Annotated in this window: 18 protein-coding genes and 1 pseudogene; 9 read left to right on the top strand and 10 right to left on the bottom strand. The window is 71.6% G+C overall.

Translation table 11 applies throughout. From position 1 onward, the window contains the following. Positions 1–2,044: 2,044 nt before the first annotated feature. The 7 genes from AB0D94_RS23160 to AB0D94_RS23130 all read right to left on the bottom strand — a co-directional run bounded on the left by AB0D94_RS23160 (position 2,045) and on the right by AB0D94_RS23130 (position 7,640). Positions 2,045–2,593 carry a hypothetical protein gene (locus AB0D94_RS23160; RefSeq protein ID WP_362055031.1) on the bottom strand — a complete coding sequence of 183 codons (549 nt, stop codon included), beginning with the start codon at positions 2,591–2,593 and terminating at the stop codon, positions 2,045–2,047. 93 nt (positions 2,594–2,686) lie between these two features. Further along, a complete protein-coding gene (locus tag AB0D94_RS23155) occupies positions 2,687–3,292 on the bottom strand; it encodes a Uma2 family endonuclease (RefSeq protein ID WP_362055029.1) in 606 nt (201 codons plus the stop codon). 203 nt (positions 3,293–3,495) lie between these two features. Continuing rightward, positions 3,496–4,263 carry a succinate dehydrogenase iron-sulfur subunit gene (locus AB0D94_RS23150; protein WP_272260032.1) on the bottom strand — a complete coding sequence of 256 codons (768 nt, stop codon included), beginning with the start codon at positions 4,261–4,263 and terminating at the stop codon, positions 3,496–3,498. After that, the gene (gene sdhA / locus AB0D94_RS23145) at positions 4,263–6,017 is read right to left on the bottom strand and encodes a succinate dehydrogenase flavoprotein subunit (RefSeq protein WP_362055027.1); all 1,755 of its coding nucleotides are present in this window, start codon (positions 6,015–6,017) and stop codon (positions 4,263–4,265) included. Before sdhA ends, AB0D94_RS23150 begins: the two co-directional genes overlap by 1 nt. 23 nt (positions 6,018–6,040) lie before the next feature. Further along, positions 6,041–6,532, bottom strand: coding sequence for a succinate dehydrogenase hydrophobic membrane anchor subunit (locus tag AB0D94_RS23140; protein WP_266934688.1), 492 nt, complete (start codon positions 6,530–6,532; stop codon positions 6,041–6,043). A 5-nt stretch (positions 6,533–6,537) separates the two neighbouring features. Continuing rightward, on the bottom strand, positions 6,538–6,918 hold the full coding sequence (sdhC, locus tag AB0D94_RS23135) for a succinate dehydrogenase, cytochrome b556 subunit (protein ID WP_266934686.1): 381 nt from the start codon (positions 6,916–6,918) through the stop codon (positions 6,538–6,540). Between the two features lie 152 nt (positions 6,919–7,070). Further along, the gene (locus AB0D94_RS23130) at positions 7,071–7,640 is read right to left on the bottom strand and encodes a 2-oxo-4-hydroxy-4-carboxy-5-ureidoimidazoline decarboxylase (RefSeq protein ID WP_362055051.1); all 570 of its coding nucleotides are present in this window, start codon (positions 7,638–7,640) and stop codon (positions 7,071–7,073) included. 363 nt (positions 7,641–8,003) lie between these two features. Here AB0D94_RS23130 and AB0D94_RS23125 point away from each other — a divergent pair, with 363 nt between their 5' ends. Together AB0D94_RS23125 and AB0D94_RS23120 are read left to right on the top strand one after the other, a co-directional pair. After that, positions 8,004–8,756, top strand: coding sequence for an RNA polymerase sigma factor (locus AB0D94_RS23125; RefSeq protein WP_362055049.1), 753 nt, complete (start codon positions 8,004–8,006; stop codon positions 8,754–8,756). Continuing rightward, on the top strand, positions 8,756–9,874 hold the full coding sequence (locus AB0D94_RS23120; RefSeq protein ID WP_362055024.1) for a hypothetical protein: 1,119 nt from the start codon (positions 8,756–8,758) through the stop codon (positions 9,872–9,874). The genes AB0D94_RS23125 and AB0D94_RS23120 overlap by 1 nt, the downstream gene beginning before the upstream one ends. 199 nt (positions 9,875–10,073) lie before the next feature. On the opposite strand, the gene AB0D94_RS23115 is transcribed toward AB0D94_RS23120, so the two are convergent. Then, complete coding sequence (locus AB0D94_RS23115) at positions 10,074–10,922, bottom strand: L,D-transpeptidase family protein (protein WP_362055022.1); 849 nt, start codon at positions 10,920–10,922, stop codon at positions 10,074–10,076. A 205-nt stretch (positions 10,923–11,127) separates the two neighbouring features. On the opposite strand from AB0D94_RS23115, the gene AB0D94_RS23110 reads away from it, so the two are divergent. Together AB0D94_RS23110 and leuE are read left to right on the top strand one after the other, a co-directional pair. Beyond that, the gene (locus AB0D94_RS23110; protein ID WP_362055020.1) at positions 11,128–12,708 is read left to right on the top strand and encodes a methylmalonyl-CoA mutase family protein; all 1,581 of its coding nucleotides are present in this window, start codon (positions 11,128–11,130) and stop codon (positions 12,706–12,708) included. A 43-nt stretch (positions 12,709–12,751) separates the two neighbouring features. Beyond that, a complete protein-coding gene (gene leuE / locus AB0D94_RS23105) occupies positions 12,752–13,417 on the top strand; it encodes a leucine efflux protein LeuE (RefSeq protein ID WP_362055018.1) in 666 nt (221 codons plus the stop codon). Here the strand turns inward: leuE and AB0D94_RS23100 are convergent. Beyond that, on the bottom strand, positions 13,410–14,825 hold the full coding sequence (locus tag AB0D94_RS23100) for a polysialyltransferase family glycosyltransferase (protein ID WP_362055016.1): 1,416 nt from the start codon (positions 14,823–14,825) through the stop codon (positions 13,410–13,412). The genes leuE and AB0D94_RS23100 overlap by 8 nt on opposite strands. Continuing rightward, entirely contained in the window at positions 14,825–15,805 is a 981-nt protein-coding gene (locus AB0D94_RS23095) for a glycosyltransferase family 2 protein (protein ID WP_362055014.1), read from the bottom strand. The genes AB0D94_RS23100 and AB0D94_RS23095 overlap by 1 nt, the downstream gene beginning before the upstream one ends. 176 nt (positions 15,806–15,981) lie before the next feature. On the opposite strand from AB0D94_RS23095, the gene AB0D94_RS23090 reads away from it, so the two are divergent. From AB0D94_RS23090 to AB0D94_RS23070, 5 genes and pseudogenes are all read left to right on the top strand, one after another. Then, positions 15,982–17,394 carry a DUF6716 putative glycosyltransferase gene (locus tag AB0D94_RS23090; RefSeq protein ID WP_362055012.1) on the top strand — a complete coding sequence of 471 codons (1,413 nt, stop codon included), beginning with the start codon at positions 15,982–15,984 and terminating at the stop codon, positions 17,392–17,394. Further along, positions 17,391–17,924: pseudogene (locus AB0D94_RS23085) on the top strand (NTP transferase domain-containing protein); the annotation flags it as partial. The gene AB0D94_RS23090 and the pseudogene AB0D94_RS23085, both read left to right, overlap by 4 nt. A 342-nt stretch (positions 17,925–18,266) precedes the next feature. After that, on the top strand, positions 18,267–19,181 hold the full coding sequence (locus tag AB0D94_RS23080) for an N-acetylneuraminate synthase family protein (protein WP_362055047.1): 915 nt from the start codon (positions 18,267–18,269) through the stop codon (positions 19,179–19,181). 68 nt (positions 19,182–19,249) lie between these two features. Further along, positions 19,250–20,470 (top strand): hypothetical protein, encoded by a 1,221-nt coding sequence (locus AB0D94_RS23075; RefSeq protein WP_362055010.1) that lies wholly within the window; start codon positions 19,250–19,252, stop codon positions 20,468–20,470. Between the two features lie 137 nt (positions 20,471–20,607). After that, complete coding sequence (locus AB0D94_RS23070; protein ID WP_362055045.1) at positions 20,608–21,852, top strand: amidohydrolase; 1,245 nt, start codon at positions 20,608–20,610, stop codon at positions 21,850–21,852. The last annotated feature ends 45 nt before the right edge of the window (positions 21,853–21,897 follow it).

Below are 21,897 nucleotides of genomic sequence, written 5' to 3'. Positions count from 1 at the left end.
ACGGAAAGACAGGACTGTCGGGAAGCCCCCAAAAGAACGGTCACCTGGGGACAAGTACTTATGCGGGGCGGCCGGGGAGGGGCGGGCTGATGCCCAGGGGCACGACCGAGCCCGGCCCGAGCACCATCTGAAGCATGCCGAGGGCGCGGGGACGGCCACCCACCAGCAAACAGCGGCCAGATGGGGGCCGGGAGCGGGGGCGCGTCAAATCGCTACGCGCTCCTCATCTCTCAGCGTCCACCGCCCGCCTGTGGCTGGTCATAAGCCGCCACAAATCGCTACGCGCTTCTCGCGGATGGCGTCTGCCGCCCGTCTGTGGCTGGTCATAGGCGCCACAGATCGCTACGCGCTCCCGAGGGAGGGCGTCTGCCGCCCGTCTGTGGCTGTACATAGGCCGCCCACGACCAGTCATCCCCCTCCCGCACGCGTCAGCGGGTAGTTTGTGCGCATTCGGCGGCGAGTTAAGGCGCGGAGGGCGTCTTGGAGGAGCGGGATGCCGAGAAATCCGGCATGAGACTCCGACAAGGCGACTTTCCCCTTCCGGACGGACGGGGATGACGTCTTGACGGAGTGAGATGCCGGGAAATGCGGCGTCAGACTCCGTCAGGCGGCTTTTCCGCCTCCGGACGGCCGTTAGGAGCGCTCTCCGCCCCCCCGGGGACCTGCGGCCGCCCCTCCGATCCCCCGGCGGCCAGCCGATACACCTCCCGTCTCCCAGTGACCCGCCGATGCACCCTCCCGTCCCCCGGCGGCCAGCCGATACACCTCCCCGTCCTCGCCTCCCGGCGGCCAGTTGATACGCCTTCCCGTCCCCCGGCAGTCGGCGGATGCCCCTTCCCGCCCCCCGGGCGGCCAGCAGACCCCCTTCACCACCCCATGCCGCTGGCAGGCGCCCGACTTCGGTTCCCATCGGTGACCCGTGGCGGCTTGCACGCATCTCGCACTCGGCCGATCGACGCCCACTCACCTCAGCGGCCCACCGGACCGGTGGCGGCCTATGAGCAGCCACAGGCGGGCGCCGGACGCCGTCCCCGGGGAGCGCGTAGCGATCGATGGCGGCTTGCACGCATCTCACACTCGGCTGATCGACGCCCACTCACCTCAGGCGACCACCGGACCGGTGGCGGCTTATGTCCAGCCACAGGCGGGCGTCGGACGCCATCCCTGGGGAGCGCGTAGCGATCGATGGCGGCATGAGCGCACCTCACACTCGGCCGATCGACGCCCACTCACCTCAGCGGCCCACCGGAGCGCTGGCGGCTTATGTCCAGCCCCCAACGCGCGCCGGACGCCGTCCCCGGGGAGCGCGTAGCGATCGATGGCGGCTTGAGCGCACCTCACACTCGGCTGATCGACGCCCACTCACTTCAGGCGCCTACCGGACCGGTGGCGGCTTATGTCCAGCCCCAGACGGGCGCCGGACGCCCTCGCTCGGGAGCATGTAGCGATCTGTGGCGGCTTGTGTCCAGCCCCAGGCGGGCGCCGGACGCCATCCGCGAGAAGCGCGTAGCGATCTGTGGCGGCTTATGACCAGCCGCAGGCGGGTGGCGGACGCCATTCGGGAGGAGCGCGTAGCGATTTGATGCGCTACCGGCTCCGGGCGGCTTCTGCCGGGGGTCTGGTCGGGGTCTTGCTCCGACAAGGCGGCTGCAACCAGGCCGCCCCTCCCCGACCGCCTCGTACAGCTATCTGTCCCAGGTGACCGTTCTTTTGGGGGCTTCCCGACAGTCCTGTCTTTCCGTGTCGGGACGGCCGGTCAAGGGTGGCCGCAGGCCATCGCGAAGCGACGCGACCGCAGGGAGCGCCCTTGAGGGGCCGGCCCGACACGGAGAGACCATGGGACTGACGGGAAACCCCCAAACCATCTCTGATCGGCTCCCCCTGGCACAGGCCCCCTAGCCACCGCTCCACCTTCAAGATCCCGCCCCGCCGCTACATGCCCCTGAAGCCACCGCCCCGCGGCCGAGATCCCGCCCCGCCGCTACCCCCTACCCGCCCCCGAAGCCTCGCCCCGCCTCGCCCCGCCCCGCCCGTTCTCGCCCCCTCAGATGCTCAGCGAGCGGGCGTAGTTGATCTGGGTCATCACCCAGGCGTAGGTGTGGGCGTCCGCTGCCGGGATCATCGTCGAGTGGTGGCGGCCGCCGCTGGTGACCGTGATCTGGATGTAGCCCGTGGTGACCTTCTCCTTCATCAGGAGGAACAGCAGGCCGATCAGGCAGAACAGCGCGAAGACGATGGCGAGCACGACCGCGTGGGTCGGGATCTTCTCCTCGGTGCGCGAGAAGTCGGTGGCGTTCCACATCGCGCCCTTGAGCGGCATCGAGCCCGACGGGGTGATGATCTGGTCCCCCGCGATGGTGATGTCACCGAGGGTCAGGCCGGGGCCGGCCGGGCCCTGGGCGTAGGCGGGGGCGGGGGCAGGGAGGCCCGGGCCGCCGATCGTCGGCTGGTAGGCGGGGGTTGACGGGTAGGGCTGGGGGTACCCGTAACTGGCCTCGCCCGGGCCCCACCTGTAGTCGCCCTGGCCGGGCTGGCCGGGCTGCCCGCCCTGGGAGGGGTCGCTCGCGTACGGATTCGGCTGCTGGTCACTCATATGGAGGATCCTTCCACAGGACCCCCGTACCCCATACCCCGTAAGAACCCCGCACTCCGGCCGGGGAGTTGTCGCTACCGTCGGCCAGGCCCTCTACGGGCGCGTCAGGGCCTCGTCGATCGTCAGGCCCTTGGCGGGACCGTCGGGGACAGTGGTGGAAGTGCCGTACGAGACCGTGGTCTTCGTCGAGTACGTCCCCTTGTCGGGCTCCGGACCGCTGAACACCGTCACCGTGCCCTGGGCGTCGAAGTCGTCGATGACGACGTAGACCGGGATGCCTGCGAGGGCGTAGCGGTGGCGCTTGCGGATGTGGTCCCTGCGGTGTGCGTCCTTGCCGGGCGAGACGATCTCGGCGACCAGGTGGACACGGGTGGCGTCGACGCCCAGGCCTTCCTCGTCGGGGATCTCGTCGAGGTCTTCCGGTCCCACGAAGAGGTCCGGGATGCAGACCTTCCTGCCGTGGATGACGTTGCCGTCCTGGTAGACGCCGAGGCCGCCGCCTGCCAGGTGGGCTTCCAGAGCCCTGCGCAAGCGGTAGGTGAGGACGGTGTGACGGCGACGGCCGGTGGGAGACACCTCGATGGCCCCTTCGATGACCTCGGCCCGGTAGCCCTCCGGAAGGTCCATAGCCTTCCAGGCCTGCCAGAGGACCTCGTCGAGACCTGGGTCGCACGAGGCCTCGTGGGCGAGAGCGGACATAGAAAGCACCTCCTTCGTTCAGTGTGGGTGCGGACAGCGCTCCGGTACAAGCGACGCCCGTGACCGTACCGCCGTCAGGGGATGGGACCGGTCCGATGAAAGGTTCATCCGGTCGATCTCCATCCCCACAGGGGACGGGTACGACGAAGGCCCCGCCCCCGGGGTGGGTACCGGGGGCGGGGCCTTCGAGGTGTGTCCGGGGATCAGAAGCGGCGCGTGATCAGCGCGCGCTTGACTTCCTGGATCGCCTTCGTGACCTCGATGCCGCGCGGGCACGCGTCGGTGCAGTTGAAGGTCGTGCGGCAGCGCCACACGCCGTCCTTGTCGTTGAGGATCTCCAGCCGCTGCTCGCCGGCCTCGTCACGCGAGTCGAAGATGAAGCGGTGCGCGTTGACGATCGCCGCCGGGCCGAAGTACTGGCCGTCGTTCCAGAACACCGGGCACGAGGACGTGCACGCGGCGCACAGGATGCACTTGGTGGTGTCGTCGAAGCGCTCGCGGTCCTCGGCGGACTGCAGGCGCTCGCGCGTCGGCTCGTTGCCCTTGGTGACCAGGAACGGCATGACGTCCCGGTACGCCTGGAAGAAGGGCTCCATGTCGACGATGAGGTCCTTCATCACCGTGAGGCCCTTGATGGCCTCGACGGTGATGGGCTTCTCCGGGTTGATGTCCTTGATCAGCGTCTTGCAGGCGAGCCTGTTCTTGCCGTTGATCCGCATCGCGTCGGAGCCGCAGATGCCGTGCGCGCACGAGCGACGGAAGGTCAGCGTGCCGTCGAGGTCCCACTTGATCTTGTGGAGACCGTCGAGCACGCGCTCCTTGGGGTCGATCTCGATCTGGAAGTCCTGCCACTCCGCCTGGTCCGAGACCTCGGGGTTGAAGCGGCGGATCCGGAAGGTGACCGTGATGTAGGGGGAGGCCGCGGCCGCCGCCTCCATCTTGTCCGTCTTGCTCAGGGTCGGGGTGCCCATCAGTACTTACGCTCCATCGGCTGGTAGCGGGTCGTGACGACCGGCTTGTAGTCGAGCCGGATCGAGTCCGAGCCGTCGGCTCCGACCTCGCGGTACGCCATGGTGTGGCGCATGAAGTTGACGTCGTCGCGGTTGGGGTAGTCCTCGCGGTAGTGACCGCCGCGGGACTCCTTGCGCGCCAGCGCGGACACGGCCATGACCTCGGCCAGGTCGAGCAGGTTGCCCAGCTCGATGGCTTCCAGCAGGTCCGTGTTGAAGCGCTTGCCCTTGTCCTGGACGGACACGTTCTTGTAGCGCGCGCGCAGCTCCGCGATCTTCTCGACCGCGGTCTTGATGGTCTGCTCCGTACGGAAGACCATCACGTTCGCGTCCATCGTCTCCTGGAGCTCCAGACGCAGGTCGGCGACCCGCTCGTTGCCCGTGGAGTTACGCAGCCGCTCGACCTGCTCCTCGACCAGGGAGGCCGGGTTCTCGGGGAGCTCGACGTAGTCGTTCTCCTGCGAGTACTTGGCCGCCGCGATGCCCGAGCGCTTGCCGAAGACGTTGATGTCCAGCAGCGAGTTGGTGCCCAGGCGGTTCGCGCCGTGCACCGACACGCACGCGACCTCGCCGGCCGCGTACAGGCCGGGGACGACGGTGGTGTTGTCGCGCAGGACCTCACCCTCGACGTTGGTCGGGATGCCGCCCATGGCGTAGTGCGCGGTGGGCTGGATCGGGATCGGGTCCGTGTACGGCTCGATGCCCAGGTAGGTACGCGCGAACTCCGTGATGTCCGGGAGCTTGGCGTCGAGCTGCTCCGGCGGGAGGTGCGTCAGGTCCAGGTACACGTGGTCACCGGCGGGACCGCAGCCGCGGCCCTCACGGATCTCGGTGTAGATGGAGCGCGAGACGACGTCACGGGACGCGAGGTCCTTCATGACCGGCGCGTACTTCTCCATGAAGCGCTCGCCGTCCTTGTTGCGGAGGATGCCGCCCTCACCGCGGGCGCCCTCCGTCAGCAGGATGCCCATGCGCCAGATGCCCGTCGGGTGGAACTGGAAGAACTCCATGTCCTCCAGCGGCAGGCCGCGGCGGTAGCAGGCCGCCTGGCCGTCACCCGTGAGGGTGTGCGCGTTGGAGGTCACCTTGAAGAACTTGCCGGTGCCGCCGGAGGCGTAGATGACGGCCTTCGCCTGGAAGACGTGGATCTCGCCGGTCGCCAGCTCGTAGGCGACGACGCCCGCCGACTTCTTGACGCCGTCTTCCTCGACGATGAGCTGGTCCAGGACGTAGAACTCGTTGAAGAACTCCACGCCCTCCTTGACGCAGTTCTGGTACAGCGTCTGGAGGATCATGTGACCGGTGCGGTCCGCGGCGTAGCAGGACCGGCGGACCGGCGCCTCGCCGTGGTTGCGGGAGTGGCCGCCGAAGCGCCGCTGGTCGATGGTGCCGTCCGGGGTGCGGTTGAACGGCAGGCCCATCTTCTCCAGGTCGAGGACGGCGTCGATGGCCTCCTTCGCCAGGATCTCGGCGGCGTCCTGGTCGACCAGGTAGTCACCGCCCTTGACGGTGTCGAAGGTGTGCCACTCCCAGTTGTCCTCTTCCACGTTGGCCAGCGCGGCGGCCATGCCGCCCTGCGCGGCGCCCGTGTGGGAGCGGGTGGGGTAGAGCTTCGTCAGCACGGCGGTGCGGCTGCGCTTCGTCGACTCGATGGCGGCGCGCATGCCTGCGCCGCCCGCCCCGACGATGACGGTGTCGTACTTGTGGATCTTCATTGGTTTCGCCTCAGCCCCGTTGCCTAGCGGATGTTCGGGTCGAAGGTGAAGATCACCAGCGTGCCCAGAAGAATGGTGAACACCGTGGCGGTGTAGAGCAGGCCCTTCAGCCACAGCCGCGTGTTGGCGCGCTCCGCGTAGTCGTTGATGACGGTACGCAGACCGTTGGCGCCGTGCAGCATCGCCAGCCACAGCATCAGCAGGTCCCAGACCTGCCAGAACGGGGACGCCCAGCGGCCGGCCACGAAGGCGAAGCCGATCTTGGAGACGCCGCCGTCGAGCACCAGCTGGATCAGCAGGTGGCCGATGACGAGGACGACGAGCACGATGCCCGAGAGGCGCATGAAGAGCCACGCGACCATCTCGAAGTTGCCGCGGGTCGAGCGCGGGGTCTTGCCCGTCCGCTTGCGCGGGGCCTCGATGTACGGGGCCGGGTTGTCGGTGTCGTAGAGGGACACGCCCTCCACGTCGCCGATGCCCTTGCTCATGTTGACCGAAGAAGTGTCAGAAGACATGCGTGTCACTTCCCGAACAGTTCAAGGTAGGCGTGGCCCAGGACGGGGTAGAGAGCCCCGACCATCAGCACGATCCAGACGCCCACGACGGACCAGAGCATCTGCTTCTGGTAGCGGGGGCCCTTGGACCAGAAGTCCACGGCGATGACACGGAGACCGTTGAGCGCGTGGAACAGGATTGCGGCGACGAGGCCGTATTCCAGCAGCGCGACGATCGGAGTCTTGTAGGTAGCCACGACATCGTCGTACGCCTCGGGTGAGACGCGGACGAGAGCGGTGTCGAGGACGTGTACGAACAGGAAGAAGAAGATGAGGACGCCGGTGACTCGATGAGCCACCCAGGACCACATTCCTTCCCGGCCGCGGTACAACGTTCCAGCCGGCACGGAAAACCCTCCGGAAGCGGGGCGGGGGCCAGCCGGCTTCGTTGTCGGTCGGGCCCGGCCGGGTACGGTCCTCCGGCCCCGGACATCGTAGCGACGCTTTGTCGGTTCCTTCGCGCGGGGGTCTTCGGTGTGATCAAACAGGCACGTACGGGCTATCCCACAGGGGCGAATAGCCCGATTTCCGTAGCAGACAGCCCATCGGCCGAGGTCAGCCAGCGTGTCAGGTCCAGCAGCCGGGCCTGCGCGACCCGGCGGAGCTCGTCCGCGGAGATCGCGCGCTCCTCGTCGACCTCGTGCCCCATCCGGCGGCGGATCGCGGTCAGCAGCTGGTCGGCCTGCTCCTCCGGCGGGTGCCCGTCGAGGCAGATGACGAAGGCGTGGCCGAATTTGCGCTCGTATTCCGCGTGGGCGGCGTCGAGGGCCAGCAGGGCGGCGTACGGTGCTCCGTGCCCCAGTTCCTCGGGGCACTCCGAGGCCAGTGCCTCCGACAGGTCCGCCTGGGAGAGGTCGTACGAAGCCTCGTCCGCGGCGGCGAGCAGGGCGCCGGAATCTGGGTAGGGGCGGTGAGTGGCCATCCGGTGTGCCCAGCGGCCGCTTCCGCAGCAGTGCAGCAGGACGGCCTGGGCGGCTTCGGGGGACAGGGCGTTGAACCGCGCCAGTCCGGAGCCGTGCAAAGGGTCGGAGCTGCCGCGGGCCTGTGCCGGAAGGTGGCTGGACAGCAGGGGGCTCCTCGGGGCGTGGCGCGGGTGTCCCGCCACGCTATCGACGCGGGATGGGGTGTGTCGTACCCATTCGAGGATTTCACCCGTAAGTGAGCCGAAAGGATGAAGTGAGCACCGCTGACAGCAGGGAGAAGGGGAAGGCGACCGAGGCCGCCACCCCCCACAGGAGAGGCCCCGGTCGCCGTCCGTCACGGACTCGTGCGACAAGCCCGTACCCCTGTCAGCGCCCCGAGTGCGTTTTGTGTCACACCTCGCTCCGCGCAGGGTTGGTTGCACGTTGTACAACTCGTGGACGAAGGTGCTTGAAAGCCGTAACGTGCTGATTTGCGCCAGACGTACAGGACAGTGAACGGGTTGGGGACTTTGCTGGGGGACGACGCGGAGCTGACCGCCGCGGTGCTCGCGGCACAGGACGGCGACGAGAACGCGTTCCGTGCTGTGTACCGCGCCGTGCACCCACGCCTGCTCGGATACGTACGCACGCTCGTCGGGGACGGCGACGCGGAGGACGTGGCCTCGGAGGCCTGGCTGCAGATCGCCCGCGACCTGGACTCCTTCACCGGCGACGCCGACCGCTTCCGGGGCTGGGCCGCCCGCATCGCCCGCAACCGGGCCCTCGACCACATCCGCATGCGCGGCCGCCGTCCCGTCATCGGCGGGGACGAGACCGAACTGACCGGCCGGGCCGCCGACTGCGACACCGCGGGCGAGGCCATGGAGGCGCTCTCCACCGGTATGACCATGGCGCTGATCGCGCAGCTCCCCCAGGACCAGGCGGAGGCCGTCGTCCTGCGGGTCGTGGTCGGGCTCGACGCCAAGACCGCGGCCGAGACCCTGGGCAAGCGCCCCGGCGCGGTACGGACCGCCGCGCACCGGGGGCTGAAGAAGCTGGCGGAGCTGCTGGGCGCGCAGGACGTGAGGGGCGACTTCGAGCCGGGATCCGGGCCGGGCTCGGAAGCGGAATCTCCGGTCGGCCATAATGCCGGTGGCCCGGCACGGGACGGCGGGGGCGGGAGGGATCTCGACGCCGTACCCGCGCAGCGCGGCCGTGGCGGGGGCCTAGTGGAACAAACCGGTGTGACGCATTCACGTTGGCGGACGCAGAAGGACATGTGATGGCCGACGAGCGCGACAGGTGGCTGGACGAAGCCGCGGTGGAGCGACTGCTGCGCGGCGAGCCGGTGGAACCTGTGGACCCGGCCGCCGATCCCCGGGCGCGGGACCGTGCCGCCCGGCTGCGTGCCGCCCTCGACGCCCTGGCCGAGCGGCCGCCCGCAGGAGCGGAACTGCCCGGCGAGGCCGCCGCGGTGGCCGCCTTCCGCGCGGCGCGCGGGCCGGCCGTGCCCCCTGCGGAGCGGCCCGCCGCGACGTCCGGCCACGCCGAACCCCTGGTGGCCCTCGGCCGCCACCTCCCCCTGTCCGCTTCCCGCGGGCGCCGGCCCGCGCGGCCCGTCCGGTTCGGCCTGGCGGCCGCGCTGGCGAGCGTCGCGGTCGGCGGCCTGGCCGCGGCGGTGGGCGCGGGGCTGCTGGACGGGTCCCGGCACGACAGCGCGGGGCCGGGCCCCGCGATGTCCGTCAGCGTCGACGGGGACCCGGCGCCCGCGGGCAGCCAGGACCCGACCCTCGGCCCGAACCTGCGGCCCACGCCGCTGCGGGACGGCGAGGGCTCCCCGCAGCTGACCGGCGGGCCGCACACACCGGGCGCGGACGGGTCCACGTCACCGGGGACGGGGGCGGCCGCCGGCGCCTCCTCCGGCGTGCCCGCCACCGGCGGTTCGGGCAAGGACGCCCAGGGCGGCCTGGGTGGCGGCGGCGACAAGGACGGCAGCGACCGGGAAGGCAGGGGCGACGGCGCCGACACGAGCCGCGAGGGGTTCACCGCCGGCACCGACAAGGACCGCGACGGCGAGCGGGAGAGCCGCCTGCGGAACATGGACCTCTGCAAGGACTACCGGGCGGGCCGCCTGAGCGACGACCGCCGCGACCGGCTCGCGCGGCTGGCCAGCGGCGTGGCCCGGATCCCGCGCTACTGCGAGGCGCTGCTGGATGCGCCGCGGGACGGCACCCGTGAGGACGCCCCGGGCGAGACCGGTGCGGGCGGCACGGGGGATTCGGGCGCCACGGGGGGTTCCGGCGGCACCGGCGACTCCGGGGCGAAGGACACCGTACTGCGGGCGCCGACGCTGGGCCCCGTGCTCTCGGGCGGTTCGACGGGCCTGTTCGGCCTCCGCTGATCCAGGTCCCGCCCCCGTGCTGACGTGCCTGTAACACTTTTCGAACTCGCGACGCAGTACAGATCGAGCCGACTGGTCATCGGCCGCGCATGAGCCGGGGTTCCCCCCGTACCCCTGGGCTCTGCGCAACCGGCGCGGGCGGGGCACGTTCCCCCGGCCCTGCCCGCGCCTTCAATTCACCGGGACCGCCGTGCGGCGGTCACCAGTAGACGACCACCTTGTCGCCGGCCTGCACCTGGGCGAAGACCGCCGCCAGCTTCTCCTTGTCGCGGACGTTCACGCAGCCGTGCGAGGCGCCGTTGTAGCCGCGGGCCGCGAAGTCCGACGAATAGTGCACCGCCTGGCCGCGGCTGAAGAACATCGAGTACGGCATGGACGTGTGGTAGATCGTGGACGTCCAGACCTTTTCCTTGCGGTCCACCTTGAACACGCCCTCGCGGGTCGGGGTGTTCTCCGAGCCGAAGCGCACGTCCATCGTCGAGATGATCTTTCCGTCGATCATCCAGGCGAGGGTGCGGCTCTCCTTGCTGATGCACAGGACCCGGCCCTCCATGCAGCGCGGGTCCGGAGCGTCCGGCTCGTTGACGGTCGGCGGGTTCAGTTCCTCTGCCGTGGGCTTCTTCGTGGAGCCCTCGATCTTCTTCCAGGTGGCTTCGTCGACCGAACCGGTGGCATTCAGGCCGTTCTTCGACTGGAAGGTCTTGACCGCGGCGGTCGTCTTGGACCCGTAGAAACCGGTCGGCGCCACGCTCATCAGCTTGAGCTGCCGCAGGCGCGCCTGGAGCTCGCGGACCTGTTCGGTCTCGTCGCCGTTCGCCATGATCGGCTTCACGGCCGGGGACGGCGAGGCCGAGGGCTTGGCCGACGGGGACGCCGACGCCGAGGGGGAGGCCGACGCCGAGGGCGAGGTCTCCGCGGGCTTGTTGTCGTTCGAGGTCTCGGGGGTGGCGCCCGCCGTGGGCGAGGACGGGGCAGAGGACGCGGAGCCCGCGGGCTTCGTCTTCTGGGGCCCGCAGGCGGTCGCGGCGAGTGCGACGGCGGTGGCCACTCCGAGCGTGCGGATTATGACTCTCTGGCGGTGCATTGCTGTCCCCCGATTTCTACGTCGTGTAACTAGGTGATGCCTGACGCGCGTGGAGAGTTGCACCGTGTACCGGGATGTTGCGCCATTGTGACCAGGAGCCGTCCGCGGTCTTTCGCGCGGACGGCCGCGTCACCCCCCGGGCCCGGTCGCCCCTCTGGAGGATTGGTCGATGGCACGCACCGAGAGCGGAATCCCGATCGAACCCGTCTACGGGCCGGGCGACCTGACGGGGTGGGACCCCGGCGTCGCCCTCGGGGAGCCCGGCGACTTCCCGTACACCCGGGGGATTTATCCCAGCATGTACACCGGGCGGCCCTGGACCATGCGGCAGTACGCCGGCTTCGGTACGGCCGCCGAGTCCAACGCCCGGTACCGGCAGCTCATCGCGGGCGGCGGTACCGGACTGTCCGTCGCCTTCGACCTGCCGACCCAGATGGGCCACGACTCCGACGCCCCGCTCGCGCACGGCGAGGTGGGCAAGGTCGGGGTAGCGATCGACTCGGTCGAGGACATGCGGACGCTGTTCGACGGGATCCCGCTCGACCGGGTCTCCACCTCGATGACCATCAACGCGCCCGCCGCGCTGCTCCTGCTGCTCTATCAACTGGTAGCGGAGGAACAGGGCATTCCGGGCGAGCGGCTGACGGGCACGATCCAGAACGACGTGCTGAAGGAGTACATCGCCCGCGGGACGTACATCTTCCCGCCCGGCCCCTCGCTCCGCCTGACGGCCGACACCTTCCGGTACTGCCGGGCCGAGATCCCGAAGTGGAACACCATCTCCATCTCCGGCTACCACATGGCCGAAGCGGGGGCCTCGCCCGCGCAGGAGGTCGCCTTCACCCTCGCCGACGCCGTCGCCTACGTCCGAACGGCGCTGGCGGCCGGGATGGCGGTCGACGAGTTCGCGCCGCGGCTGTCCTTCTTCTTCGTCGCCCGCACCACCCTGCTGGAAGAGGTCGCGAAGTTCCGCGCGGCCCGGCGGATCTGGGCCCGCGTCATGCGCGAGGAGTTCGGGGCGCGCGACCCGAAGTCGCTGATGCTGCGCTTCCACACCCAGACGGCCGGGGTCCAGCTGACCGCGCAGCAGCCGGAGCTGAATCTCGTACGGGTGGCCGTGCAGGCCCTGGCCGCGGTGCTGGGCGGCACCCAGTCCCTGCACACCAACTCCTTCGACGAGGCGATCGCCCTGCCCACGGAGAAGGCCGCCCGCCTCGCGCTGCGCACCCAGCAGGTCCTCGCCCACGAGACGGACGTGCCGCACACCGTGGACCCCTTCGCCGGGTCCTACGCGGTGGAGCGGATGACGGACGAGCTGGAGGCGGCCGCCCTCGACCTGATGCGGCGGGTCGAGGACCAGGGCGGGGCGGTGGCCGCGATCGAGGCCGGCTTCCAGAAGGGGGAGATCGAGCGCAACGCCTACCGCATCGCGCAGGAGACCGACAGCGGGGAGCGGGTGGTGGTCGGCGTCAACCGCTTCGCGCTGGAGCGGGAGGAGCCGTACGAGCCGCTGCGCGTGGACCCGGCGATCGAGGCGCGCCAGTGCGCGGCGCTCGCACGGCTGCGGGCGGAGCGCGACGCGGCGGCTGTGGACTCCGCGCTGACCGCGCTGCGGGAGGCGGCCGCCGGGACGGCGAACGTGCTCCACCCGATGAAGGAGGCGCTGCGGGCCCGGGCCACGGTGGGGGAGGTGTGCGGGGCGCTGAGGGAGGTGTGGGGGTCGTACGAGCCCGCCGATTCCACATGGTGAAACGGCTGGCGTGACAGGTGCAACCCTTGGGACACTCCTGCACATGCTGGGTGTGACCGATCTTCCTACGTATCTCGCCGGCCTGGTGCTGATCATTCTGCTGCCGGGTCCGAACTCGCTGTACGTGCTGTCCGTGGCGGCCCGCCGCGGGGTCCGGACCGGCTACAAGGCCGCCGCCGGGGTGTGGACCGGCGACGCCGTGCTGATGGCGCTCGCCGCCGCCGGCGCGGCCTCGCTGCTCCAGACCAGCCCGCTGCTGTTCGGCATCGTCAAGCTGCTCGGCGCGGGCTACCTGACCTGGCTGGCCATCGGGATGCTGCGCGGAGCCTGGGCGCTGTGGCGCTCGAACCGGGCGCGGGCCGAGATGACCGCGGCCGTAGAGGCCGTCGAGTCCGGCGCGGGTGCGGGCGAGAGCGAGCGGCCGTACCGGCGGGCGCTGCTGATCAGCCTGTTCAACCCGAAGGCCATCCTCTTCCTGATGTCCTTCTTCGTGCAGTTCGTGGACCCGGGCTACGCCTACCCGGCGCTGTCCTTCCTGGTGCTGGGCGGCCTGCTCCAGATCGGCAGCTTCCTCTACCTGACCGTGCTGATCTTCGGCGGCACCCGGCTGTCGGCCGCCTTCCGCCGCCGCAGGCGCCTGTCGGCCGGGGCCACCTCGGCGGCGGGGGTGCTGTTCCTCGGCTTCGCGGCCAAGCTCGCCGTCAGCTGAGGGCCCGGCGCAGCCGCCGGACCGCACGGCGCACGGCCCGGCTCCTGGGCAGGAAGGACAGCTGGGCCGGGATGCCGCCCGGCAGGCCCAGGCCGGTCAGCCGGCGTCGGGTGAAGTACCGCCAGGTGCGGGCGGTCAGGTGTCCGGCCAGGTAGGCCTCGGCGGCGGGCCGGCGCGCGGCCAGGATCTGGGGCTGCATCGTGAACCCGACGGCGGTCAGCAGGCCGGTCAGCTCCGCCTGCACCTTCGCGCGGTCCGGGGTGCTCCAGGCGCGGACCGCCTCGGCGTCCGCCAGGTCGGGCAGCAGGGCGTCCACCACGGTCAGCGGGACGCGGTTGCTGTTCGGGTACGGGGTCAGGCGGGCCAGTACGGCGTCCGTCCCGGTGCGGGCCACCGGGAGCCCGTACAGGGTGGCGGCGGTCAGCAGGCCCGTCGAGAAGCAGCCGACGACCAGCGCCGGGCGCAGCCGTTGGTAGAGGGTCTCGGCCAGGACCGGGGTGTCGACGACGGTCAGCCGGACCCCGAGGCGCGCGGCCTCTTCCTCCGCGCGGCAGGAGTACGCGGCCGGGGCGCTGGGGTGCGGTTTGAAGACCAGCTCGCGGTGGCCCAGGGCGTGGGCGCCACGGACCATCTCCACGTGGAGTTCCTCCTCCTGCGCGGGGGTCATCAGGTCCAGCGCGGAGAGGTACTGGCCGAGGAGGAGGGCCGGGGCGGCGCCGTCACCGTCACCGTCATCGTCACCGCCGGAGCCGGAGCCGGAGCCGGAGCCGGAGCCGGAGCCGGAGGGCTCGCGGGAAGCGGCGGGCGCGCCGGGGTCGGAGCGTTCGGACAGTTCGGCGAGGACCTTCACGAACGACTCCGTGGGCACCAGTTCCGCCCGCACCCCGAACTCCGTCAGCAGCAGCGGCTCCAGTCCCGGCACCAGGTCCAGGTGCAGCACCCGCCGCACCCGCATCCCCAGCTGCGGGTCGAGGCGGAAGCGGGTGGGCCCGTAGCTCATCAGCCCGTCGGCGTAGACGTCGACGGCCGCGCCCGGGAAGAGCCGGCACAAGGTCTGGGCGGGCGGGACCTGGAGGGACTCCACGATCAGCTCGACGCGGTCCTCGCCGAGCCCCCACAGGGTGCGCAGCTGCCGTTCCCACAGCGGGACGTCCTCGGCGCGCGGGGCCCAGGTGCTCGGGTGCAGCGGCTCGATGACGCGGTTCCAGTCGAGGACCTCGTCGAAGCGGGTGCGCAGGGCCGCGAAGCCCGGCATGTCCGCGAGCCCCGGGGCGATCTCGGCGGCGACGGCGTGGTTGCTGGTCAGCAGGATCCGGCGGCCGGCCCGCGGGAAGCTGCCCGCGTCGATGCCCGCCGCGAGGGTGGCTGCCCCGTAGAGGGTGGACGCCAGGAAGATCTGGACGGGCATCAGGCGGTCGCTCCCGACAGGGTGCGGCGGCTGCCGCGCAGGCGGCGCAGCAGGGTGGAGCGCTCGATGTCCATCGAGTCCAGGGCCCGGTCCAATACGTCCTGCGGCATGCGCCCGAGCGCGGCCGCGCTCATCGAGCGGAGTTTCTTGGCCACGGCCGGTTCGAACCTTTCGATGGACCCGACATGATGCGCGATAATTGCACAATATGTTCGGACGGCTTTCGGGAGCAGCAGATCGGATTCCCGGTCCGCCGCCGTGTCCGACAGAATTTGATCAAAAGCGCGAATGAAATCGAGCTGCCGCTCGTCCCCGATCTGTGTCAGCGAGGTGGAAACGCCGCGCCGGTAGAAGATTCCGGGCAGTCCGACGGGGGCGAAGGACTCCGCCTCCCGGTGCAGCCGCCAGATCCACGGCCGGTCCTCCGCCGTCCGCAGCCCGTCGGTGAACCGCAGCACCCCGCGGTCCAGCAGCCGACGGTGGTACATGCCGGCCCAGGCGTACGGATAGTCCACCGAGGTGGCCCGGTCGGCGGGCAGGATGCCCGTCCGCGGGTCGGCCACGACCCCCTGCGGGCCGTACGGGACGCGCTGCACGCTCCGGGTCCGGCCGGTGCACTGGACATGGTCGGTACGGACGAAATCGCAGCTCAGCGCCTCTATGGCGGCGAGGGTCCGGGCCAGGTGCCCCGGGGCCAGCCAGTCGTCCCCGTCCAGGAAGGCGAGGTACTCGCCGCGGGCCGCGTCCAGTCCGGTGTTCCGTGCGGTGGCCAGGCCGCCGTTCCGGTCGTGTCTGAGGTGCACCGCCCCCGGCAGCTCGCGCGCCGCGCGCTCGAGCAGCTGCGGCGTCCCGTCCGTCGAGCAGTCGTCGACGAGCAGGAACTCGAAATCGTCCCGGGCGTTGAGTTCGAGACTTTTCAGGGCATCCGGTGCGTATGTCTGCACGTTGTAGAACGGCACGACAACAGAGAGCTTGGGCACCCGCGAGACGTTATGACGTCGTCCGGCATTCATCATGACCCGGATGCGGATTCCATGTGAACGGCGCGGGGCGGGCGCGTTAACCCGTACGCTTTCGCATTTCGTCGACGCGTTGTTAACCCGCTGTTGTGCGCTCGTTGGGCCGATCACCGAAATTGCCCAATAGTTTCTGCCGCGTGCCAGAACGCAAGCGCGTAGCCGTACTCGCCGATTCCGATACGCGATGGAAATGGGGTGCACTCACCGCAGGCCGTCTCGTGCCCGACCACCAGCTCACCGGATTCCTGCTGCGCGGCCGCGCCACTCCCACCGCCCGCCAGCTCGGCGAAGTGGGGGTCCGCGCCGACCGGCTGGCCGAGGTGACCTGCGCGCAGTTCCTCGCCGAGATCGAGCGCGAGCGCTACGACGTGATCGTCCTCGCCCTCGTCGGGGGAGCCGTCCAGGCCGTCCTGCACGGGGCCCGCGCCCTGTGGCCCGCCCCGGCCGAGCGCCCCGTACTCGTCACCGGCTACGTGGGCGTCGTGTACGAGAAGCTCGCCGACGGACTGCTGCTGCGCCACGGCGCGGACCTCGTCCTCGCCAACTCCCGCCACGACGCGGAGCGCTTCCGCGCCGTGTACGAGGGAGTGGGCGCCGACGCGAGCGCCGTCACCGAGACCGCGCTGCCCTTCCTCGGCGGGGCGCCGTACGAGCCGGTCGGGAGCCGCGCCCACACCGTGGTCTTCGCCGTGCAGCCCTCCGTGCCCGAAAGCCGCGCGGACCGTACGTACCTGCTGGAGCGCGCGGCCGGACACGCCCGGCTGCACCCGGAGCGGGAGGTGCTGATCAAGCTGCGCAGCAGACCCGGGGAGCACACCACGCACCTGGAGGAGCAGCCCTACCAGCGGCTCGCGGCGAAGCTCCCGGGCGGGCTGCCGCCCAACTGCCGCCTGGTCTACGGGAACATGGGCGAGGTGCTGGACGGTACCGACCTGCTGGTCACCGTCTCCTCCACCGCCGCCCTGGAATCCCTGCACCGGGGCATCCCGACGGCCGTCCTCACCGACCTCGGCATCCGCGAGGCCCTCGGCAACCACCACTTCCTCGGCTCCGGCTGCCTCGCCTCCTGGGACCAGCTCGACTCCGGACTGCTGCCCCAGGGCGACCCGCACTGGCTGGCGGCCCAGGGCGTCCTGCCGGGCCGGGCCGCGCCGGGGCCCACCGCCCCGGGCCGCACCGCCCCGGGCCGCGCCGCGCCGGCCGTGGGGCCCGACGCAGGCGCTCCGTACGAGGCCCATGACGCCCCCGAGGCCCACGACGCCTACGCCGCCGCCCGGGCGCGGGTCGCCGCGCTGGTCGGCGCCCGGCGGCTGCCGTCGCCCGCGCCGTACTACACGCCCACCACCGCCCCCGGCTACCTGCCCGGGATCCTCGCCCGCCACCACCTGGCCCCCGACGGCACCCCGCTGCCCGGCGCGGCCCGCGAACCGGAGGGGCAGTCCCGGCTGCGCCGCCGGCTCCGCGCCCACCTGCGCGAGGCGGCCCGCGGGGCCTACCGGCACGGCGTCCAGCGCGTGGCGCCGGTGATCCGCCGGCTGGGGGAGCTGTGAGCCCCCGGGTGGCGGGCGCCGCCGCACAGACCCTGCCCCCGGCGGCCGCGGCCTCGGCAGACGCCGGACCGCACACCGCTTCCGGCCGCGGCCCCCGGGTGCTGGCCGTGGTCCCCGCGCGGGGCGGCTCCAAGGGGGTCCCCGGCAAGAACCTCGCCGAGGTCGCCGGCACCCCGCTGGTCGCCCGCGCCGTCCGCGCCTGCCTGGCCGCGCCGACCGTCACGGACGTCGTGGTCTCCACGGACTCCGAGGCCATCGCCGCCGCGGCCCGCACCGCCGGAGCCGACGTGATCGCCCGGCCCACCGCGATCTCCGGTGACACCGCGAGCAGCGAAGCCGCCGTGCTGCACGCGCTGGCCGCCTTCGAGGAACTGCACTCGCTCACCGTGGACGTGGTCCTCCTGGTCCAGTGCACCAGCCCCTTCCTCGCCGCCTCCGACGTCGAGTCCGTCGCCGCCGCCGTGGCGTCCGGGGCGGCAGACGCGGCCCTCACCGTCGCCCCCTTCCACGGCTTCCTCTGGCGGCAGGACGCCGCCGGGGCCGGGACCGGGGTCAACCACGAGAGCGCGTACCGGCCCCGCCGGCAGGACCGGCCGCAGGACCTGCTGGAGACCGGCGCCGCCTACGCCATGGACGCCGCCGGGTTCCGTACCGCACGCCACCGCTTCTTCGGCCGCACCCTCCCCGTCACCACCGACCCCGCGCGGGTCCTGGAGATCGACGACCCGCACGACCTGGCCCGAGCCCGCCTCCTCGCCCCGCTGTTCGAGGACGCACACCCCGATCCGCACGCCCCGCTCACCCCGCTCACCCCACACACCTCGCAGACCCCACACCCCCCGCACATCCCGCACCGAAGGACGTCACCTGCCATGACCGCCACCGCCCCCGCCCACGCCCGCCTGCGGACCTTCGGACCGCGCACCGCCGGCCCCGGCCGGCCCGTCTACGTCGTCGGCGAGATCGGCATCAACCACAACGGCGACCTCGGCAACGCCTTCGCCCTCATCGACGCCGCCGCCGAAGCGGGCTGCGACGCGGTGAAGTTCCAGAAGCGCACCCCGGAGATCTGCACCCCGCGCGACCAGTGGGACATCGAGCGCGACACCCCCTGGGGCCGGATGACCTACATCGACTACCGCCACAAGGTCGAGTTCGGCGAGGACGAGTACCGCGCCATCGACGAGCACTGCGCCAAGCGCGGGATCGACTGGTTCGCCTCCCCGTGGGACACCGAGGCCGTCGCCTTCCTGGAGAAGTTCGACGTCCCCGCGCACAAGGTGGCCTCCGCCTCCCTCACCGACGACGAGCTGCTGCGCGCCCTGCGCTCCACCGGCCGCACCGTCGTCCTCTCCACCGGCATGTCCACCCCGCGCCAGATCCGGCACGCGGTGGAGGTGCTCGGCAGCGAGAACATCCTGCTCTGCCACGCCACCTCCACGTACCCGGCCAAGGCGGAGGAGCTCAACCTGCGGGTGATCAACACCCTCCAGGAGGAGTACCCCAACGTCCCGATCGGCTACTCCGGCCACGAGACGGGCCTGCAGACCACCCTCGCCGCCGTCGCCCTCGGCGCCACCTTCGTCGAGCGCCACATCACCCTCGACCGCGCGATGTGGGGCTCCGACCAGGCGGCCTCCGTCGAGCCGGGCGGCCTGGCCCGCCTGGTCCGCGACATCCGCACCATCGAGACCGCCCTGGGCGACGGCGTCAAGCGCGTGTACGACTCCGAGCTCGGCCCCATGAAGAAGCTGCGCCGCTTCCAGGGCGAGCCGGTGGCCGTCTGACCCCGAGGGGGTCTCTTGCCCCTTAGGTCCGGCGCGTACGAGTCCCGCCCCCAGACGAGGAGTTCCCGGTGACCCCTTCAGCCCACACCCTGGCGTTCGTCGAGAGCCCGGTCCAACTCCTGAACGTGCTGGAGTGGGCTCATCTGCACCCGGCGGACCCGGCCGACCCGTCGGATCCGGGCCCGCTCCTCGACGGCGTCCCGCGCCAGCGCGAACAGCGCGCCGGGCAGGCGGGCGGGGCGGCGGGCCGGGGCGCGGCGGGCTCCCCGGGTGCGGCGGCGGGCCCGGGAACAGCGGCCGGCGGCCCGGCCCGCCTGCGGATCGTGGTCCTGCCCCCGACCGACCCGATGTCCCGGGGGCAGCTGCGCCGGATGGCGGGACTGGCCCGCGACGAGGGTCACGAGGTGCGCTGGCAGGAGGCCCGCGGTGGCCGGCTCGCGCCGCTCAAGGCGCTCGCCGCGCTGGCCCGTGACGTACGCGCGGCGCGCCGGGTCGTCATCGGCGACCCCTTCTCCCGCTACGTCCAGCTGCTGCTGACCCTCGTACGGGCCGAGGAGCTCGTCGTGGTCGACGACGGCACCGCCACCATGGAGTTCGTCGCCCAGACGGCCCGCGGGGAGCGCCTCGTGCGCTGGCACCGGGTCGGCGGCGGAGGGGCGGCCGCCCGGGTGCGCGAGCTGGCCTACGCCCCGGTGTCGGCGACCGCCCGCCGGCGCTTCACCGCCGCCGGGGGCGGCGGGCGGCGGGTCGAGGTGTTCACCTCGATGCCCGTCACCGTCCACGGCGCGATGACGCTGCGGGTCAACGAGTTCGCCTGGACCCGTGCCCGCTTCGGCCCGCCGCGGCTGACCAAGGGCACCGACCTGGTCGGCACCTCGCTGGTGGAGACCGGCGTGGTGGACCCGGCGCGCTACCTGGCCGCGGTCCGCGCGCTGACCCGGGAGCACGGCGCGACGCGCTACTTCGCGCACCGCCGGGAGTCCCCGGAGAAGCTGCGCGCCCTGAGCGAGGCGACCGGGCTGGAGATCGTCCGTCCGGACCTGCCGCTGGAGCTGATCGCCCGGCGCGGCCCCGTCGGTCGTACGATCGTCAGCTTTCCGTCCACCGTCGTCCACACGCTGCCGTACGCACTGACCGGTACAGGTGTGACGGTCGCCGTATGCGATATCGACCCGGACTGGCTCACCGGCTCCGCGTCGCCGCGGGCCCGCAGCTTCCTCGCCGGTGTCACCGACACCGCCCGTGATGTGCGCAGACTCCCGGCCCAGGCGGCTCCGGCGGCCGGATGAGCGTGCGAGTTTACCCGCGTGCCCGCCCGGTCATGCGTCCGGAGGCCGGGTTTTCTTCCCCTAACGGCATGAACTTTTCGTGATCTCCAGCCAGTTGGCCGGTGCGTGCGCCTACCCTTCAACGGGTGAACCAGTTGATGTCCCGCGAGTCCCAGACCGCCCTGCCCGGTAAGCCCGACCGGCCCGAGCTGCCCGGCAAGCTTCCGGACCACCTGCGTGCCGAACTGATCGCCTTCCGCCGGGACTTGCACATGCATCCCGAGCTCGGACACCAGGAGTTCCGCACCACGGCGGCGATCAAGGCCCGGCTGGAGAAAGCCGGCCTGCGCCCACGGGTGCTGAAGTCCGGCACCGGCCTGATCTGTGACGTGGGGGCGTGGGACGGGGTACGGCCGATGCTGGCCCTGCGCGCGGACATCGACGCCCTGCCCATCCCGGACGCCAAGACGCACGTCGCGTACCGCTCGACCGTCCCGGACCGCGCGCACGCCTGCGGCCACGACGTGCACACCGCGACCGTCCTCGGGGCCGGCCTGGTGCTGGCCGAGCTCGACCGGCAGGGCCTGCTGCCCCGGCCGGTGAGGCTGCTGTTCCAGCCCGCCGAGGAGGTGCTCCCGGGCGGAGCCACCGAGGCCATCGAGTCGGGGGTGCTGGACGGCGTGGGCAAGATCATCGCCCTCCACTGCGACCCCCGGGTCGACGCCGGCCGGATCGGGCTGCGGGCCGGCCCCATCACCTCGGCCTGCGACCGCCTGGAGGTCAGCCTGTCGGGCCCCGGCGGGCACACGGCCCGGCCGCACCTGACCACCGACCTGGTGACGGCCGCCGCCCGCGTGGCCCTGGACGTACCGGCCGTGCTGGCCCGCCGGATGGACGCCCGCTCGGGTATGTCGGTCACCTGGGGCCGGATCGAGGCCGGGCACGCCTGCAACGTGATCCCGATGCACGCCGAGCTGTCGGGCACCATCCGGTGCCTGGACCTGAACGCCTGGCACGAGGCCCCGGACATGATCCACGCGGCCATCGACGAGGTGTCGACGATGCACGGGGCCAAGTTCGAGATCAACCACGTGCGCGGGGTGCCGCCCGTGGTCAACGACCCGGTGGTCACCGAACTGCTCCGCGAGGCGATGGCCGCCCGGTGCGGAGCCGAATCGGTCGAGGACACCGAGCAGAGCCTGGGCGGGGAGGACTTCTCCTGGTACCTGGAGCATGTCCCGGGCGCGATGGCCCGCCTTGGGGTGCGTACCCCCGGTGACACGGCCAAGCGCGACCTGCACCGGGGCGACTTCGACGTCGACGAGGACGCGATCGCCGTCGGCGTGGAGTTCTTCACGGCCGCCGTACTGCTGGACGGCCGTCGCGCCAGGCCCGTCGGGTAAAGCTCCAGTACAGCAATCGGCTTTTCCGTGCCGGAGGTGTCCGGC

The sequence above is a fragment of the Streptomyces sp. NPDC048255 genome, from assembly GCF_040652415.1.
Taxonomy (GTDB): domain Bacteria; phylum Actinomycetota; class Actinomycetes; order Streptomycetales; family Streptomycetaceae; genus Streptomyces.
The sequence above is the reverse complement of the archived record's forward strand: the minus strand, read 5'-3'. Positions and strand labels throughout refer to the sequence as shown.